The 16,680-nt window shown below is 65.9% G+C and carries 15 protein-coding genes and 1 pseudogene; 8 read left to right on the top strand and 8 right to left on the bottom strand.

Annotated features, from left to right (window positions below; translation table 11 throughout):
- Positions 1–68 precede the first annotated feature (68 nt).
- From J2W49_RS25560 to bfr, 5 genes and pseudogenes are all read right to left on the bottom strand, one after another.
- Positions 69–464 (bottom strand): annotated as a pseudogene (locus J2W49_RS25560) (barstar family protein); the annotation flags it as partial.
- Between the two features lie 57 nt (positions 465–521).
- Positions 522–944 (bottom strand): guanyl-specific ribonuclease, encoded by a 423-nt coding sequence (locus J2W49_RS25555; RefSeq protein WP_310322698.1) that lies wholly within the window; start codon positions 942–944, stop codon positions 522–524.
- Positions 945–1,154: 210 nt separating this feature from the next.
- Complete coding sequence (locus tag J2W49_RS25550; protein WP_310322696.1) at positions 1,155–3,482, bottom strand: NADP-dependent malic enzyme; 2,328 nt, start codon at positions 3,480–3,482, stop codon at positions 1,155–1,157.
- Between the two features lie 255 nt (positions 3,483–3,737).
- Positions 3,738–3,977 carry a (2Fe-2S)-binding protein gene (locus tag J2W49_RS25545; protein ID WP_310322694.1) on the bottom strand — a complete coding sequence of 80 codons (240 nt, stop codon included), beginning with the start codon at positions 3,975–3,977 and terminating at the stop codon, positions 3,738–3,740.
- A 203-nt stretch (positions 3,978–4,180) separates the two neighbouring features.
- Positions 4,181–4,651, bottom strand: coding sequence for a bacterioferritin (gene bfr / locus J2W49_RS25540; protein WP_310322691.1), 471 nt, complete (start codon positions 4,649–4,651; stop codon positions 4,181–4,183).
- Positions 4,652–4,973: 322 nt separating this feature from the next.
- On the opposite strand from bfr, the gene J2W49_RS25535 reads away from it, so the two are divergent.
- The 8 genes from J2W49_RS25535 to J2W49_RS25500 all read left to right on the top strand — a co-directional run bounded on the left by J2W49_RS25535 (position 4,974) and on the right by J2W49_RS25500 (position 12,874).
- Positions 4,974–7,166, top strand: coding sequence for a TonB-dependent hemoglobin/transferrin/lactoferrin family receptor (locus tag J2W49_RS25535; RefSeq protein WP_310322689.1), 2,193 nt, complete (start codon positions 4,974–4,976; stop codon positions 7,164–7,166).
- A gap of 46 nt (positions 7,167–7,212) precedes the next feature.
- Complete coding sequence (locus J2W49_RS25530; RefSeq protein WP_310322686.1) at positions 7,213–7,530, top strand: hypothetical protein; 318 nt, start codon at positions 7,213–7,215, stop codon at positions 7,528–7,530.
- A 36-nt stretch (positions 7,531–7,566) separates the two neighbouring features.
- The gene (locus J2W49_RS25525) at positions 7,567–8,658 is read left to right on the top strand and encodes a hemin-degrading factor (protein ID WP_310322684.1); all 1,092 of its coding nucleotides are present in this window, start codon (positions 7,567–7,569) and stop codon (positions 8,656–8,658) included.
- Positions 8,659–8,795: 137 nt separating this feature from the next.
- The gene (locus tag J2W49_RS25520; RefSeq protein ID WP_310322682.1) at positions 8,796–9,773 is read left to right on the top strand and encodes a heme/hemin ABC transporter substrate-binding protein; all 978 of its coding nucleotides are present in this window, start codon (positions 8,796–8,798) and stop codon (positions 9,771–9,773) included.
- Between the two features lie 29 nt (positions 9,774–9,802).
- Entirely contained in the window at positions 9,803–10,297 is a 495-nt protein-coding gene (locus tag J2W49_RS25515) for a VOC family protein (RefSeq protein ID WP_310322680.1), read from the top strand.
- A complete protein-coding gene (locus J2W49_RS25510; protein WP_310322677.1) occupies positions 10,294–11,412 on the top strand; it encodes a FecCD family ABC transporter permease in 1,119 nt (372 codons plus the stop codon). The genes J2W49_RS25515 and J2W49_RS25510 overlap by 4 nt, the downstream gene beginning before the upstream one ends.
- Positions 11,409–12,377 (top strand): heme ABC transporter ATP-binding protein, encoded by a 969-nt coding sequence (locus tag J2W49_RS25505; RefSeq protein WP_310322675.1) that lies wholly within the window; start codon positions 11,409–11,411, stop codon positions 12,375–12,377. The genes J2W49_RS25510 and J2W49_RS25505 overlap by 4 nt, the downstream gene beginning before the upstream one ends.
- Positions 12,378–12,421: 44 nt before the next feature.
- Positions 12,422–12,874 carry a hypothetical protein gene (locus tag J2W49_RS25500; RefSeq protein WP_310322673.1) on the top strand — a complete coding sequence of 151 codons (453 nt, stop codon included), beginning with the start codon at positions 12,422–12,424 and terminating at the stop codon, positions 12,872–12,874.
- Positions 12,875–12,920: 46 nt separating this feature from the next.
- Here J2W49_RS25500 and J2W49_RS25495 read toward each other — a convergent pair whose 3' ends face one another.
- Genes J2W49_RS25495 through J2W49_RS25485 form a run of 3 tightly spaced genes read right to left on the bottom strand, consistent with a single transcriptional unit; the run spans position 12,921 to position 16,627 of the window.
- Positions 12,921–14,045, bottom strand: a complete 1,125-nt coding sequence (locus J2W49_RS25495; protein ID WP_310322671.1) for a DUF1513 domain-containing protein — start codon at positions 14,043–14,045, stop codon at positions 12,921–12,923.
- A gap of 12 nt (positions 14,046–14,057) precedes the next feature.
- Positions 14,058–15,137: an imelysin family protein gene (locus tag J2W49_RS25490; protein ID WP_310322669.1), complete on the bottom strand. Its 1,080-nt coding sequence runs from the start codon at positions 15,135–15,137 to the stop codon at positions 14,058–14,060.
- Entirely contained in the window at positions 15,134–16,627 is a 1,494-nt protein-coding gene (locus tag J2W49_RS25485; RefSeq protein ID WP_405001086.1) for a di-heme oxidoreductase family protein, read from the bottom strand. Before J2W49_RS25485 ends, J2W49_RS25490 begins: the two co-directional genes overlap by 4 nt.
- Positions 16,628–16,680: the final 53 nt, after the last annotated feature.

Raw genomic sequence — 16,680 nt, 5'->3', positions numbered from 1 at the left:
TCGGTCGGCATGGGGTCTTCGCTCTCCACTTCGATGGGTTCTTCGCCCTTGGGGGCACGGGCCACCGAGAACGAATAGAAGCAGCGGAAGGGGATCTTGCGGTCACTCCAGTAGTCGGCTGTGTCGCGGAAGATGTCGAGCAACTGCTCGCGGGCTTCCTTGTCGAACTTGGCGTGTGCAGGAATGTGTTCCAGCACGACGATGAAGCCGGTTTGTGGACCCGACTTGTGCACCATGTCCGTCATGCAGTCGTAGAGTGCGTCGAAGTTCTTGCCGAAATGGGAAGGCAAGGTGTATTGGGCTGCGATCAACTCCAGCACGTCCTGCTTGCTCTGCGCCTTGGCGAGGTTGGCATACAGGAAATGATGTCCCAGCTGTTCAGCAGCACCTTGCAGGTCCTTCACGCCATAGGCGCGAATCGACTGAACGATGTTGGTACGTACATTACGAAGTGGCGTGTCCATCTCCGCGTCTCTTTCTACAGTCAAAGTTGATAAACGATTCACTTCACTCACCCTGGATCACTGCACGATCAGCCTGAAGCTGGCGTAGTGGTCTTCGGTGTAATAACAGTCATCAGGTGTCCGAGGTTTCTGCCCACCGCACACAATCCGCCTGGCACCCCGGTGATTCAGGCCGGGTGTGGGTACGGTGTACTCACGGTAATAACCTCGTTTCTGTCCTGGCAGCAAGCGCTCGCGATTGCCGAACACGGCGCCGTCTTTCTCGTACCGGAATGGCCCACCCAGCCGGATCTGCTCTATCACTGCCTTGCCCTGTACGGGAAGCGCGTTGGCGCCGATCACTGCGGGCTGGATCACCTCTGCGGGAGACCGGGATTGCACCAACATGGTGCTTGCCGCGGCCGTCATTACCAGAACCGCTGCCAGTGATTTCACCAGCCAAGGCCCTTTTTTCACCGCCCGGATCTGACTCAGACCCATGAAACCCTTGCTCCTGATACAACCAACCCGCCCTCGACACCAAAGCAAAACTCCGAGTTGCCGTGGCGCCAGTGGGGCGGGTTAACCCTGAAATTCAAGTGCGCTAGTGTGCCTTAAGCGCCACAAAATTGCAAGCGATTGCTGAAATAACAGGCAATTGTCATGCCTTGGCAAGTCGAAAAAAGTTAGCGCTCGCTTTTTTGCAGAGGATTACCGTTCGGTGTTTGCCTCAGCCACGGTGAGGGCTGTCATGTTGACAATGCGCCGCACAGTGGCACTCGCCGTGAGAATGTGCACCGGCTTGTCTGCGCCCAGCAGAACAGGGCCCACAGCGATGTTGCCGCCGGCTGCGGTCTTGAGCAGGTTGTAGGCAATATTGGCCGCGTCGATGTTGGGCAGCACCAGCAGGTTGGCAGGGCCTTTGAGGGTCGAGTTGGGCATCATGACCGCGCGGGCGACCGGATCCAGTGCCACATCTCCGTGCATTTCTCCGTCGGCCTCCAGCCAGGGCGCCTGTTCACGCAGCAGCTCCAGGGTCCGGCGCATCTTCATGGCCGTGGGCTGGCTGGACGAACCGAAGTTCGAATGTGACAGCAGGGCCACCTTGGGTTGCAATCCGAAGCGCAGCATTTCTTCAGCCGCCATCACCGTGATCTCGCACAGCTGTTCGGGCGTGGGGTCGTAGTTGACGTGGGTGTCCACCAGGAACACCTGGCGCCCGGGCAGCATGAGGCCGTTCATGCAGGCATAGATGCGCACGTCCTGGGCGGTGCTGGGGCTGCCACCCGCGCGTTTGCCGATGACTTGGTCGATGTATTCCAGGTGGTTGTGCGTGGAGCCCCAGGTGCCGCAGATCATGCCGTCGACCTCGCCCTTGTGCAGCAGCATGGCACCGATGAGCGTGAGGCGGCGGCGCATCTCGATCTTGGCGAGCTGCTGGGTCACACCCTTGCGCTCGGTCATGCGGTGGTAGGTCTGCCAGAAATCGCGGTAGCGCGCGTCCTGTTCAACGTTGACGATGTCGTAGTCCAGCTCTTCGCGCAGGCGCAGCCCGAACTTCTCGATGCGTTGCGCGATGATGGCCGGGCGGCCGATGAGCGTGGGCCGGGCCAGGCCTTCGTCGACCACGATCTGGCAGGCGCGCAGCACACGCTCTTCTTCGCCTTCCGCATAGGCCACGCGCTTGTGCTGAGCGGTCTTGGCCGCCGCAAAGATCGGCTTCATGATCGTGCCCGAGGCGAACACGAAACTCTGCAGCCGTTCCCGGTAGGCGTCCATGTCGGCGATGGGTCTCAGGGCCACGCCGCTGTCGGCGGCGGCTTGTGCCACGGCCGGGGCAATCTTCATCATCAGCCGCGGGTCGAACGGCTTGGGAATCAGGTACTCGGGGCCGAAAGCGAGCTTTTCACCGGCATAGGCGGCCGCCACCACTTCACTCTGTTCGGCCTGCGCCAGCTCGGCGATCGCGTGCACCGCAGCGATCTCCATTTCGTCGGTGATGGTGGTCGCGCCGCAGTCGAGCGCGCCGCGGAAGATGTAGGGGAAACACAGGACGTTGTTGACCTGGTTGGGGTAGTCCGTGCGCCCCGTGGCCATGATGACGTCGTCACGCACCGCGTGCGCGTCTTCCGGTGCGATCTCGGGGTTGGGGTTGGCCAGCGCGAAGATCACCGGTCTGGGTGCCATCGACGCCACCATCCCCGGCTTGAGCACGCCGCCGGCCGAAAGGCCGAGGAACACATCGGCACCCTCCATCACCTCGGCCAGCTTGCGCAGTTGAGTCTTCTGCATGTACTGGCGCTTGTCGTCGTCCATGAGCTCTTCGCGCCCCTCATAGACCACGCCGGCCAGGTCGGTCACGAACACATTCTCGCGCTTCAGGCCCACTTTGAGCAGCAGGTTCAGACAGGCCAGCGCCGCTGCGCCTGCACCCGAGGTGACGAGCTTGACCTGGCCGATGTCCTTGCCAGCGACCTTCAGGCCGTTGAGCATCGCCGCCGCCACCGTGATGGCCGTGCCGTGCTGGTCGTCGTGGAACACCGGGATCTTCATGCGCTTGCGCAGTTCGCGCTCGACGTAGAAACAGTCCGGTGCCTTGATGTCCTCGAGGTTGATGGCGCCGAAAGTCGGCTCCAGGGCGGCGATCACTTCGACCAGTCGGGCCGGGTTCTTTTCGTCGATCTCGATATCGAACACATCGACACCGGCGAACTTCTTGAACAGAACGCCCTTGCCTTCCATCACCGGCTTGGCGGCCAGCGGGCCGATGTCACCCAGGCCCAGCACGGCGGTTCCGTTGGTGATGACGCCCACCAGGTTGCCGCGGCTGGTGTACTTGAAGGCGTTGACCGGGTCGGCCACGATTTCTTCGCAAGGAGCTGCCACACCGGGCGAATAGGCCAGGGCCAGGTCGCGCTGATTCGTGAGCTGCTTGGTGGCAGCAATGGCCACCTTGCCGGGCGTCGGAAACTCGTGGTACTCGAGGGCGGCACGGCGCAGTTCGGCGCGCTTGTTGTCCTGGTCGCTGGGGGTGCTCATGGCTTGTCTCCTGACGGTCCGTTTTATTGCAATGTGGAAGCGAATTGCGCATTCTAGATCTGTGGCCGGGAAAACCCCAGTCCGTAATAGTGCGTAACGCGCAGCGGTCCGCAGGGCATTTTCGACGGTTTTGCTGTCCATCGCCTGTCAACAGCCTTGGCGCAGACAAGCGCAGACGGCGCCGACCAGGCGTGAGCACGCCCAGGGCTTTCAAGGCGAAGAGAAAGGGAAGAAGAGGTCGACCCGACAGGCCGATCAGGCCGCAGCCAGCTGCAGCGGGATGATCGGGGCAGGCGTACCGGAAGTTTCAAGCTGCAGATGCGCCAGGGCATGGCTGCGGCAGCACTCCGACCAGACGGCGCGTGCACACGACTCGCATTTGCCGCATTGCGTGGCCACGCCCAGTTCCAGCTGGATGTCGTCAAAGCCCATGCCAGAGCGCGCCGCACGGGCGATGGTCTGGTCACTGACGCGATGGCAAACGCAAACGATCATGGTGAACGGGGCTCACGAATGGGAAACACGTGCTAATGATAATGGATCGTATTCCCATGCGCAACCGCCTTTCATCGCCTGCGGTCCTCATCCAGGGGGCACCGAAGGTCCGGCTTTGCCGGCCCAAAGGTGCCGTCCCCCCTCCAAGCGCCGAAGGCGCGCAAGGGAGGGGGGAAGCCGCGTCAGCGGCGCAGGGGGGAGTCTCAAGTGCCCATCTGGCTCTGCAGGTAGTTGGGCAGGCCCACCTTGTCGATCAGTTCCAGCTGGGTTTCGAGGAAGTCGATGTGCTCTTCCGTGTCGTCCAGGATGTCTTGCAGCAGATCGCGAGAAACGTAGTCGCGCGCGGTTTCGCAGTAGGCGATGCCGTCCTTGATGGTGGCTTGCGCGCCGCGTTCCAGCGCGAGGTCGCTCGAGAGCATTTCTGGCACGTTCTCGGCGATGTTGAGCTTGCCCAGGTCCTGCAGGTTGGGCAGGCCGTCGAGCATGAAGATGCGGTCCATCAGCTTGTCGGCGTGCTTCATCTCGCCGATCGATTCCTCGTATTCCTTTTTGGCCAGCTTGTCGAAGCCCCAGTGCTTGAGCATGCGGTAGTGCACGAAGTACTGGTTGATCGCCGTCAACTCGTTCTTGAGTTGCGCCTGCAGGTGGGCAATGGCTTGGGCGTCGCCTTTCATGGTGGGGTCCTTTCGTGTGGCTGTGACGGGCTGAACAACCCGACATCTTCTCACTGTTGAAAAGTTGTACAAGAAGCGAATTGTTTAATGCGAATCATTCGTATATGATCTGGGCTTGGATTCCCTTAGCCAGCCAGCACCCCGGCGTTTTTTGTACCCGGTGAATGCACCGCCAGCGCTGTTGTCAACCCTTCGGCCCTGCATCACCGTGACCGCTTCCCATTTCTGCGCCCTCCTTGGTTCCAAGGCACTTGCGTCTTCCAGGGACACAAAAAAACCTGCGTTTCATCTCTCGCCTGTCGTGGCAGCGTGCGGTCTCTTGATGGCAGCACCACTGGCCTGGTCTCAGGCTTCAGTGGAGGTCAATCCCTCGGCGCCAACAGCCGTGCGCGCGGGGGCCACCTTGAGCGAAGTGGTGGTCAGCGGCTCGCGCAGCGAGCGCAACCTGGAAGACGTGCCGGCGAGCATCGATGTCTTGTCCGGCGAGGCGCTCGACCCGGCCCGGGTGCAGGACATCCGGGATTTGGCCCGGGAGTTGCCAAACGTCAGCGTCAAGCGCGCGGCTCAGCGGTTCAGTGCCGTACAACCTGGTGGCACCGGCAGGGACGGCAATGCCGGATTCAATGTTCGCGGCCTGGAAGGCAACCGCGTGCTGCTCACGGTGGACGGCATCCGCGTGCCGCGCGAGCTCGCCAGCGGGGTCTTCGGCTCGGCGGTTTTTGGGCGCGACTACTACGACATGGGCCTGATCGAGCGGGTGGAAATCGTGCATGGCGCACACTCCGCGCTGTATGGGTCGGACGGACTCGCCGGTATGGTGGCCATGTACACCACCGAGCCGGCGCGTCTCATCAAACCCGGTCAGACATTTGGCGGTCGGGTGGGACTCACGCAGGACAGCGAAGACGACACGCGCGCCGTCGGCGCCACGCTCGCTGGTTCGGCCAGCGACACGGTGCAATGGCTGGGCAGTGTGCAGGCCGGGCGCAGCCGCGCACTGGACAACCAGGGCAGCAACCGTTCACAGAGCGCGGACCGCACCGCGCCCAATCCCCAGGAGGACCGCAAGCTCTCGGCGCTGGGCAAGGTTGTCATCAGCCCTGGCGCGGGCCAGAAGCACACCCTCACGCTGGAGCATGTCGACAAGGCCAGCGACGTGGAAGGCTACACGGGGCGCACCACGGCCATGGGTTTCCAGACGCTGGACCTGGACGGCACCACCGACATGACGCGCACCCGGGCCAGTTGGGACGGGCGCTTCAAGCTTGGCGCCCCCTGGGCAGACGAGCTCCGAGCCACGCTCGGCTATCAGACATCCGAATCTCAAGAAGTCACGCACGAAGAGCGCCTGGCTCTGGCGACCCATGCCCGAAGCAGCCGAACGCGCGACGTGACCTACAGCGAAGACCTGTGGCAAGGGGTTCTGCAAGCGGAAAAGACGTCCGCGTTGAACGCCAACTGGAGCGCGAACACTGTGTACGGCCTGGACGTCTCGGTGGCCGAACTGGACAACCTGATCACGGGCACACAGCCACCCGCCTACGAGCAGTACCCCTTGAAGCGCTTTCCCCCCACACGGGAGACCACCACGGCACTGTTTGTTCAGAGCGAGTTCGCCAGCGAACGCTGGAGCCTCATTCCCGCGCTGCGTTACGACCGTTTTGAACTCAAGCCCCAGGCCAGCGAGCTGTACCCGCTGGAGGCTGCTTCGCTCTCAGACTCGGCCGTCTCACCCAAGCTGGGCGTGGTTTTTCGTGCTGCGCCCACCTGGAGCGTGTTCGGCAATGTGGCGGCCGGGTTCCGCGCGCCCAGCCCGCTGCAGCTGAACAACTACTTCGAAAACCCGTTCGGCAACTACCGCAGCATTCCGAACCCGGACCTCAAACCCGAGACGAGCCGAACGGTGGAACTGGGCACGCGCGCGACCGCCGGCGCGCTGAACTGGGAGGCGGCGGTCTTCAGCGGCCGCTACAAGGACTTCATCGAAGACCTGGTGCAGGTCAGTGGTACCGGACGACCGGGTGACCCCACCCAGTTCCAGGCGGTCAACCGCGGACAGGTGCGCCTGAGTGGCTTTGAAATCAAGGGCAAGCTGGCGCTCGGCAAGCACACCGACCTGCGCCTGGGCTATGGGCAGACACGAGGCACCGACACCGAAACCGACCGACCGCTGAACTCGGTCAACCCGGCCAAGTTCGTGCTGGGCGTCGATCAGAAACTGGGTGCATGGACCGTTGGCGCCTTGTTGACCCACGTGGCACGCAAGTCGAAAAAACACATCGATTTCAGTGCCAACGCCAACCAGTTCGCCACCCCGTCCTTCACCACGCTGGATCTGCGAACTGCCTGGCAGCTGCGGCCTGGCCTGAAGCTCAGCGCCGCGCTGCGCAACCTCACCGACCGCACCTACTGGGAATGGACCAACGTGCGCGGCATCGCCGCCAACTCACCCGTGCTCGACAGCTACACCGCGCCCGGCCGCAACCTGGCGGTGGCGCTGGTGGCGGACTTCTGACGGCCAGCGGCCAGCACCTTTCACCCATCAAAAAGGAGAACGCGCCATGCATCACCCTTCTTGCGAAGCCTGCGACGAAGAATACACATTGCCCCCGGTTGAAGCCCTCATGGCAGGCACGCTGGCACTGCTCACCGGTTACGCGCAGTCGGCGCCTGACTGTGCGCACCGGCCCCTGATGGCCGCCAAGCTGGTGTCGAATCTGTTCTTTTTGTCAGGGCACCCGGACCTCTCACCAGCCATGCAAACCATGCTAGCCAACCTGCGCACACGCTGGCAGATGGAGGCCGAGCGGCAGCAACCCCACACCAGCCCACCCGCGCCCACACCGCTCTGGCACGCCGCGCCGGCAGGCGTGCAGTGAGCATTTCCAACCACCTCCACCTTCCCTGAGACTCACATGAGCACCGAACGCATCCCTGAACAATTCGCCCAGGCTCGTCTGGGTGGATTGCGTGCCCGCGAGGCCGCTGAAGCCATTGGCCTGAGCGAAGGCGCAGCCGTCGCAGCGCATGTGGGCGCCACCGATGGCCCACTGCGCGCGCACGCGCTGAATATCCAATGGCTCGCGCAACTGCAATCCCTGGAGGCGTGCGGTCCATTGCTGGCACTCACCCGCAACGACAGCGTGGTGCATGAAAAGACCGGCGTTTACCAGAAGCTGTCCGCGAGCGGCCACGTGGGTCTGGCACTGGGCGAGGACATCGACCTGCGCCTGTTCTTTGACCGTTGGCACGCAGGCTTCGTGGTGAGCGAAACCCCGGCCAGCGGTGGCGAGCCGCGCACCAGCCTGCAGTACTTTGACAGGCATGGCACCGCCGTGCACAAGGTGTACCCGCGCGAACAAACCGACACCACGGCCTGGCAACGGGTACTGGCATCGCACCAGGAGCCACAGCGCGAGGCGACTTTCGAAGCCAAGCCCGCCATCAGCGCGGCGGGGCACGCGAGTGCCATCGATGTACCAGCCTTTGCACGCGCCTGGCGTGCCATGACGGACACGCACCAGTTCTTTCCGCTGCTGCGCCAGTTCGGCCTGGAACGCCGCCAGAGCTTCCAGCTGGTGCAGGGGCAGTTCACGCACCGGGTGGAAAACGCCTCGGTGCGTGAGATGCTGATGGAGGTCGCCTTCGAAGGCACAGCCATCATGTGTTTCGTGGGCAGCCCGGGCTGCATCCAGATCCACACCGGACCGGTGAAACGGGTGGAGCCTTTGGAGATGCACGGCAAGACCCGGCTCAACGTGCTCGATCCCGGCTTCAACCTGCACCTGCGCGAAGACCGCATCGCCGACGTCTGGGTGGTCGAGAAGCCCACCGTGGACGGCGTCGTGACTTCGCTGGAAGCGTTCGATGCCGGCGGCGAACTGATGGCCATGTTCTTTGGTGCGCGCAAGCCGGGACAGGTCGAACAGCCGGCATGGCGCGATCTGCTGGCACACCTGCGCGTGCTGGAGCAGCCGGCACAAGACGTTCAGGCGGAGGCCGCATGAGCCCGCTGCCACCGACAGAAATCACGGCATTTGTCCCGGCGAGGGACTCCGCGCTGTCAAAGCGTTTCTACAGCGAGTTCGGCTTCACCCCTGTGGCCTGTCTGCCAGACGCCACCTCATGAACCCGACGCCCCGCCATGCCACGCCTTCCGCTCCCACCCCGCTCCGACAACACCTCGCGCAGAAGCGCGCTGCAAAGGCTCTCGCTCGCCGCCCTGGCTGGCTCGGCGGCGGTCGGCGCTGGCTGGCCTTTGCGCCTGAGGGCTGCGCCTGCGGTTGCGCAGAGCCCGAGCAGCCCACCCATCGCACGGCATGGCGCTGAAGCCCCACCCCGCCTGATCACGATTGGGGGCGGCATCACCGAGATCGTCTACGCGCTGGGTGCCCAGGATCAGCTGGTGGGCACCGACACCACCAGCCTGTACCCGCGAGCCGCACAGGCCACGCCCAAGGTGGGCTACATGCGCCAGTTGTCGGCCGAAGGCCTGCTGGCCTTGCGCCCGGATGCCGTGATCGCCGGCACCGACGCCGGACCGCCCGTGGTGCTGGACCAGTTGCGCAGCGCGGGCGTGCGCATTGAGCTGGTGGAGGCCGACCACAGCTGGGGGGAAGTGGGCCGCAAGGTGGCGGCGGTGGGGCGTGCGTCCAGGCGGGAGGCTGCCGCACAAGCCTTGAAGGAGCAGCTTGACGCACGCTGGCGCGCGGTGCGCGCGTCCATCGATGGGCAAGACACGCCAACGGCGCCCAGGGTGTTGTTCGTGTTGTCGCACAGCGGCAGCTCCACAGTGGCGGGTGAACAGACCGCTGCCGACGCCATGATCCGGTTCATCGGAGCGCGCAATGCCCTGGGCGGGTTCCGGGGCTACCGGCCCATGACGGCCGAGTCCATGGCCGCCGCCGCACCCGATGTGATCCTGACCACCACCCAGGGGCTTGAAGCCATTGGCGGCGAAGCCGCTTTCTGGCGCAGACCGGAACTGGCCCTGACCCCGGCCTATCGGCGCCGCGCAAAGGGAAGCGCGCTGGTGCACCTGGATGCGCTCGAACTGCTGGGCTTCGGACCCCGCCTGCCCGACGTGGTGGAGCGCCTGCACCGGCAAATCGTGCAGGCATGAAACCACTGACCACCCGCGAAGGAGCCGCAATGAACAAGCCACCCACCGTGGTGAGAACCCCCGATCTGGCCCGCTCGCTGGCCGACTACACGCAGGTGCTTGGCTTCAGCTGCGAACAGCACATCCCGGGGGTGGTGGCCTTGCTGTCGCATGGTTCCCTCAGCCTGCAACTCTGGGGCTGCGGCGCTCGCCCTGGTCGCTGGGAACAACCCGATCTGGTGGAGAACCGGTACTGGCCCGGGCATCACCGGGTGACGGTGAGCGGCATTCACACGTTGTATGCAAGCCTGCGCAGGGCGTTGTTGCGCCCTGTGCGCACGGGGCTGGCCGGTCCTGTCGCCGTGCACGCCGATCAACTGGCGCAGCGGCTCGGCACGCTTGGCCCCCGCCTGCAACCCTGGAAGGCCTGGGAATTCAGCCTCACCGATGTCGACGGCAACGTGCTGCACCTGATCGACTGGAGCCCTTGCCAACCCAGAGCTCAGACACCCCAAGCCCCCGGCGCCAGCTCGACGAAACCATGAACGTGTCCACTGCGCCCCAGCCTGCCGCTGCAAGCCCGGGGAATGCTGCGTGGCGCCGCGTGCACGCCCGCCAGCGGTTGCCCGGACCGGTGGTGTTGGGTGCACTGGCCCTGTTGCTGCTGCTGACCTTGCTGTTTGCCGTGGGTCAAGGGGCCTACAGCTTGCCGCTGCACGAACTGCCTGGCGTGCTCTGGGAGGCGCTGCCGTTCGGCCAGGCCGTGCAGCAGCCGCAAACCCACGAACTGGTGTTTTTCCACATTCGCCTGCCGCGCCTGGTGCTGGGCATCGTGGCGGGCGCCGGGCTGGGCCTGTCGGGCGCGCTCATGCAGGGCCTGTTCCGCAACCCTCTGGCCGACCCGGGTCTGATCGGTGTGAGCAGCGGCGCGGCACTGGCAGCGGGGGTCACCATCGTGATGGGCAGCCTGTGGTTTCCCGAACTGCCCCGTGCGCTGGGCAGCTGGACGCTGGTGTTGATGGCGTTCTGTGGAGGTCTCGCTGTCACGGTGCTGATCTACCTGCTCTCGCGCGGCGAAGGCGGCACGCGCGTGGGGCTGATGCTGCTCGCTGGCATCGCGGTCAACGCGCTTGCTGGCGCCGGTCTGGGCATGCTCAACTTCCTGGCCACCGACGAACAGCTGCGCAACCTGCAGTTCTGGTTGCTCGGCAGCCTGGGGGGCGCACGGTGGAGCGCCGTGGCGCTGGTGAGCGGGCTCACCCTGGTGGCGGGAGTGGTGGGCTGGCGGCTGGCCCGGCCCTTGAATGCACTGGCGCTGGGCGAAGCGCAGGCAGTGTTGCTGGGCGTGCCGGTGGAACGCGTCAAGCGCACGGCGATTGGCGTGACCGCGCTGGCCGTGGGCGCAGTCACCGCCACCACCGGCATCATCGGTTTCATAGGCTTGGTGGCGCCGCACATGGTGCGTATGCTGGCCGGGCCCGACCACCGCTGGGTGCTGCCCGGCTCGGCCCTGCTGGGTGCGGCCATGGTCACCCTGGCCGACGCCGTGGCCCGCACCGTGATGCAACCGGCCGAGCTGCCGCTGGGCGTGCTCACCGCCGCCGTGGGTGTGCCGTTCTTTCTGCTGTTGCTGCGCAGCGCACACGGGAGGCGGCTGTGACCGAACGGCTGCGCGACCCCGCTTGGCGCAACGCTTGCTGTGACGTGCCGGCGGGTGAATGTGCGCACTGGATGGAGTGCGATGGGGCGTCAGACGACGACACCGCTGTGCGGCCGCCGGTGGCAACTGCTGCTGAAACGCCCGCCTCTTCCCATGGCCAGGGGCTGGTGGCCCATCGCATTGGCGTTCGCGCTGGGGGCAGCAGCTTGCTGCAGGGCGTGGATCTGCAGCTGAGGTCGGGCGAAGTGGGTGCCATCCTCGGTCCCAACGGCGCGGGCAAGTCCACCTTGTTGTCCGTGCTCGCAGGCCTGCGCGCGCCAGACACGGGGGCGGTCTGGCTCAACGGGCAGCCGCTGCTGGTCGATGAATTGCACCGCGTTGCCCCACACCGGGCCGTGCTGCCGCAGGACACGGCCGTGGCGTTCGACTTCACCGTGCAGGAGGTGGTGGCGCTGGGGCGCTACCCGCACCGGTTGCGGCCCTCGCGCCAGGAGGCCGAGATCGTGCAGGCGGCCATGGCCGTCACTGGTGTGGGATCGCTGGCGAACCGGCCGGTGGGCAGCCTCAGCGGCGGCGAGCGCGCCCGTGCCCAGCTTGCGCGCGTGATGGCCCAGATCTGGGAAGCACCCGCCGACGACGCGCCCCGCTGGCTGCTGCTCGATGAACCCACCGCCGCGCTGGACCTGCGCCACCAGCACGCCACCTTGTCCACGGTGCGTCGCTGGGCGCGCGAGCAGGGAGTGGGGGTGCTGGCGGTGCTGCACGACCTCAATCTGGCGCTGCGCTACACCGATCAGGTGTGGGTGCTCGACCGCGGCCAGCTGCAGGTGAGCGGCCCGCCTGCCGAAGCGTTGACGCCAGCGCTGGTGCAGCGGGTGTGGCAGGTGCAAGCGACGCCGGTGCGCAGTGCCGACGGCGTGAGCCAGTTGCTCATTGCGGCCGATGGGCCGCTTCATTCGGCGTAGGTCGACACACAGGGAGAAACAACATGGCGACGATGCAAAGGGGAATGCATCCACCTTCACAGGTGGTTCGAGAGGTGCAGGAACTGACAGGTGAACACGGCGCACTGGCCCGGCAACTCGCCAGTTTGCAGGACCGTGTGAGCCGGCAGATCGCCGACTACGCGGCCCAGGTGCGGGTGCTGCAATCCGAGGTGGTGCGCTTGCGCGGGCGGCTGGTGCGGGCACGCACCGCGCTGCTCTGGGGCCTGACCAGGAGTGAGTTGCATCAGGTGTCGTTGTCGATGCCCCGGCGTGTGCTCATGGCCAGGGGCCTGTCGCTGGTGAGCGATGCCCTGCCGGAGGCCCACGCGGTGATCTGCCAGACAGCTTGTGCGGGTCATGCCCATCCCTGGCTGGAAGCGGACGGCGTGTGCAGGCGCACGGGGTCCGCTTGCGAGGCTGGACTCAACCCGGAAGAGAGTTCGACGCCGGCCTTGCCCCATCAGGTCGAACGCTGAAGCTGGCCACTTTTCGGACGGTGGCGAATCGAAGGCGCTCAGCCGCTCAGGCCCGGGGCCAGCCCTGCCAGTGGTTGTCGAACTGCACTGATGCGCCGGCACTGTGCGCCCGCACGCCCTCGGGGGCACACCACAGACTCTCGGTCCCGCTGGCCCACCAGTGGCGGTCGTGCCGGGCCAGCGCGGAGGCTCCTTCGTGTGTCTGGTTGCGCACCCAGCGCGCGCTCGCGGTGAACAGGGCCAAGTTGTTGGCACGCGGGCAGCTCACCACGAAGCCGCCACCGGGCAGGGCGCAGATGTCGCCGCCGTAGCCTTGCAGGGCGGGTTGTCCGATGGCTGCCTGCAGGCGTTGACCATCCCAGGCGGCGAACACGGGCGCGCGCTGTCGCGTCCCGGCGTCGGGGTGTTCGGCCTGCAAGGCGATGCCCACGGTGCCAGAGGCCGTATCCCATGCCAGATGGCGGATGCTCAGATGCGGGTCGGGCAGGCGCCATTGACCCAGCAAGCCGCCATCGCGCGCATCGAGCGCGACGAGTGAAGCGTCCATGCGCCCGAGTTCGCGCTTGCTGCGACCGGTTTCAGGCAGCGTGGGAATGCCGCCATTGGCCACGATCAGGCTGCCGGCGGGGATCGCGCCAACGCGCTGCGGCAGCACCAGCAGTTCGTGCGGGTCCATGCCCTGGGTCGGCCATTCGGTGGTCTTCGCCAGGGTGGTGCCATCGCGCACCGCGAGCTGGCCTTGCGCGGTCTCCAGGTCGGTTTCGCTGGTCCACACCCTGCGGCCATCTGCGCTGGCGGCCGCATGGCCATTGAAGCGCCGGTCGTCTTCGATCCAGTGCCATAACGTCTGGCCGCTCACCGGGTGCCAGCGCAGCAGCCAGTCGCCGGGTCGCCGCGCCACGGCCAGCACGCTGCCGCCCGCCTCCACCAGCAGGCCATGCGCGCGTGTGGGCACCGCGAGGGTTTGCCGCACCGACCAGTGCTGTGCGCCCACCTCGATCACGCCGATGCGCTGCTTGGCCGACGCCTGCCAGGCTGCGACCAACTGGGCATTCTCACGTGCCGCCCAGGCCGGCGCAAGGCCCAGGGCCGCCGCGCCCATCAGCCAGCGGCGGCGGGAGATCGCCCCTGCCGGTGTTGCACTGTCATCGGCTGCAGTGGATGTCTGCATGGCTTCGATCGGTCAATCGCCGTCCGCGTCGGAAAAGCCCAGCGGCACGTCCAGTGCGGGGGCCACCTCGTTCTGGAACAGCGCGGTCGCCGCCTTCATGGTCTGGGTCACAGCCAGCAACGCGTTCTCGTCCGAATCGGGTGTGAGCTGGTTCAGACCGACGGTGATTTTTTCCAAGGCCTGGCCCCAGCGTTGCGCCAGATCCAGCTCGCCTTTGCCCATGAGCAGGGCCTGCATGGGCACCAGGGCCTGGCCCGGTGCAGGCGGTGGCGCCCCTTGTGGCAACCGTGCCTGTGCGAGCAGGCTTTGCCACTGGGCGCGCCAGTCGCTCAGCGCGACCTCGCGATCGAGTCGGGCGAAAGGAACAGGTTCGCCTGCAGCGGACTTGCCGGTGGAGCGGTGGGTGGTGACGGGTTTTTCAATGTGGGCCCAGCGCAGGCGCTCTAGACCACCCAACCATTGGTTCACCCATTCGGCCAGCGCGGCCTGGGTGTCTTCGGGCGAGTCGGCCCAGTGCTTTTGGGCCGAAGTCGCCAGTGCGGTGGCCAGTTCACGCGCCTCGTGGGCGATGCCCTGTGCCACCAACTCGGCATAGCGACAGGCCGCGGATGGTTCCTTTTGGCGGCTCGCCTGCCATTGGTTCAGCAGCATCTCCAGCGCAGGGAAACCCTTGGCCGGCGTGCCCACACGCTCCATGTCGGCCAGCGAAGCGGGAGCCTTGTCCATCGAGCGGCGCAGCAGCGCCGGCCGCGTGGGCCAGAAATCGATCTGGCGCTGGGAGCGGCGCGTGAGCAAGGGTCCCACGGCGGGGGTCGACAGAGTTTCCCAGCTCAGCAGCGCGGCCTGCCATTGCTTGTGCAGCGCGGCCAGCGTGGCACCCCCCTGGCAATGCTGCTGCACAGCGTCGACCAGGTGCTCAGCCTGGGTTTTGAAGTCTCGCGCCAGCGGCGGCAGGTGGTGGGTGTACAGGCCCTGCATGGCCTGTTCGGCCGAGTAGTAAGGGGCTGCAACGGCGGGCGCGTTGGCTTGTGCGGCTGCGACCCCCGTCAGCGCCAAGCCCAGCGCTGCGACCAGCAACTGCCGACGGATCACAGCGACTCCACGAAGCGCACCAGCGCCTCACGGTCCTGGCGATTCATCCCGAGTACCCGTTCCTTGGCGGGCTGGGCTTCGCCACCGTGCCAGAGGATGGCTTCCAGCACGCCGTCGGCCCGGCCATCGTGCAGCAGGCGTTGGTGGCCGTTGACGTCCTTGATGAGCCCGATGCCCCAGAGCGGCGGCGTCTTCCACTGCCGACCGTTGGCCAGAAAGTCTGGGCGGCCGTCGGCCAGGTCCGGGCCCATGTCGTGCAGCAGCAGGTCGGTGTAGGGCCAGATGCGCTGGCCGCTGATGGCGGCGCTGGTCAGTTTCGGGAAAGGGGGCGTGCCCGTGACATAGCTGGGCCGGTGACAGGCGGCGCACTGGGCCTGCGCAAACAGCGCCTGGCCGCGCCTCACTTGCGGATCGCTCGGCTGGCGGCGGGCCGGCGGTGCGATCGAGGCGGTGTAGAAAATGACATGCCCCAAGGTGTCGTCGTCGATCTCGGGTTCGGCTGCGGTGGCCTGGGAAGCCGGCATCAGGCCGTCGCGTCCGGTGCGTCGGCCGCCGCCGTGCGGGGCGTTCAGGCAGTCCTTTTGAGCAGACGTGCAGGTCTCGCGCCAGAACACGCTGGTGGTGATGCCCATGTCGCCGAGGAAGGCGCCTGCGCTTTGGTGCGCCACGCTGCCGGTGTTGGCCTTCCAGCCGAATCGGCCGATGACCTCTTTCTGCGCAAAGGCATCCCAGACGCGGTTGGGCATGCCCTTGATAGGGCCGTCCAGGGCGGCCTGGGCACGGACGTTGGCCAGGATCTCGCTTTCGGGAATCGCCTCCAGCAGGCCCAGGCCGATCACCTGCGGTGCGATGCGCGGGCTGATCATGACGTCCTTGGCCATGGGGCCGTAGCCCAGTTGTGTCAGGCGGTAGATCGGCTTGTGCAAGCTGTAGCGCGTGCCGTCGGCAAAACGACCGTGCAACGGCTCGGACCGGATCTCCACGCGCCCTTCGGGCTTGACGCCCTGAACCGCAGCGTTGTTGAACTGGTCACCGTAGACAGGCTCGGGCTTGACGCCCGCATGCGGCTCGGGTGTACCGGCCACCGACAGGCGGATCAGCAGGGCCACGGTTTCGTCAGGCTCAGGGCCGATGGTGCGCTTCCAGTTCGGCGGTGCACCGCGCCCGTCCATGGCGTGGCAGCCGGCGCAGGAGCGGGCAATGAAGTGCGGCCCCAGGCCATCGCGAGCGGTGGTGGAAGCCGGCGCCTCGACCCAGTTGCGTTTGAAAAAGGAGTTGCCGATGACGAATCGGGTTTGTTCGGCGTCTGTGAGGTTGGCAAGGCCGAAAGAAAACGCCTGTCTGCCGGTGGCGAACACGGTGCCCTTGCCCCCCGTGTATTCGCCCAGCGGGTCAGGGTCGATTTCGGCATGCAGCACCAGGGCAGCAGAGCCGAGCATCAGAACCAACATGGCTAGCGCGAGGCGCGTGGCTGTGGAAGGAAGTTTCATGATCAGGATGCACGTGGCAGATGCATCAATGCGGTGGAGAGATGCCTTAGGTC

The sequence above is a fragment of the Hydrogenophaga palleronii genome, from assembly GCF_031457455.1.
Classification (GTDB): domain Bacteria; phylum Pseudomonadota; class Gammaproteobacteria; order Burkholderiales; family Burkholderiaceae_C; genus Hydrogenophaga; species Hydrogenophaga palleronii_A.
Note: the sequence above shows the minus strand (reverse complement) of the source record. Positions and strands in the feature narration are given on the sequence as shown.

What these genes read in the sequence shown, in the direction of transcription:
- J2W49_RS25555 (WP_310322698.1), bottom strand. Translation starts at nt 944, where the DNA reads ATGGGTCTGAGTCAGATCCGGGCGGTGAAAAAAGGGCCTTGGCTGGTG.
- J2W49_RS25550 (WP_310322696.1), bottom strand. Translation starts at nt 3,482, where the DNA reads ATGAGCACCCCCAGCGACCAGGACAACAAGCGCGCCGAACTGCGCCGT.
- J2W49_RS25545 (WP_310322694.1), bottom strand. Translation starts at nt 3,977, where the DNA reads ATGATCGTTTGCGTTTGCCATCGCGTCAGTGACCAGACCATCGCCCGT.
- bfr (WP_310322691.1), bottom strand. Translation starts at nt 4,651, where the DNA reads ATGAAAGGCGACGCCCAAGCCATTGCCCACCTGCAGGCGCAACTCAAG.
- J2W49_RS25535 (WP_310322689.1), top strand. Translation starts at nt 4,974, where the DNA reads ATGGCAGCACCACTGGCCTGGTCTCAGGCTTCAGTGGAGGTCAATCCC.
- J2W49_RS25530 (WP_310322686.1), top strand. Translation starts at nt 7,213, where the DNA reads ATGCATCACCCTTCTTGCGAAGCCTGCGACGAAGAATACACATTGCCC.
- J2W49_RS25525 (WP_310322684.1), top strand. Translation starts at nt 7,567, where the DNA reads ATGAGCACCGAACGCATCCCTGAACAATTCGCCCAGGCTCGTCTGGGT.
- J2W49_RS25520 (WP_310322682.1), top strand. Translation starts at nt 8,796, where the DNA reads ATGCCACGCCTTCCGCTCCCACCCCGCTCCGACAACACCTCGCGCAGA.
- J2W49_RS25515 (WP_310322680.1), top strand. Translation starts at nt 9,803, where the DNA reads ATGAACAAGCCACCCACCGTGGTGAGAACCCCCGATCTGGCCCGCTCG.
- J2W49_RS25510 (WP_310322677.1), top strand. Translation starts at nt 10,294, where the DNA reads ATGAACGTGTCCACTGCGCCCCAGCCTGCCGCTGCAAGCCCGGGGAAT.
- J2W49_RS25500 (WP_310322673.1), top strand. Translation starts at nt 12,422, where the DNA reads ATGCATCCACCTTCACAGGTGGTTCGAGAGGTGCAGGAACTGACAGGT.
- J2W49_RS25495 (WP_310322671.1), bottom strand. Translation starts at nt 14,045, where the DNA reads ATGCAGACATCCACTGCAGCCGATGACAGTGCAACACCGGCAGGGGCG.
- J2W49_RS25485 (WP_405001086.1), bottom strand. Translation starts at nt 16,627, where the DNA reads ATGAAACTTCCTTCCACAGCCACGCGCCTCGCGCTAGCCATGTTGGTT.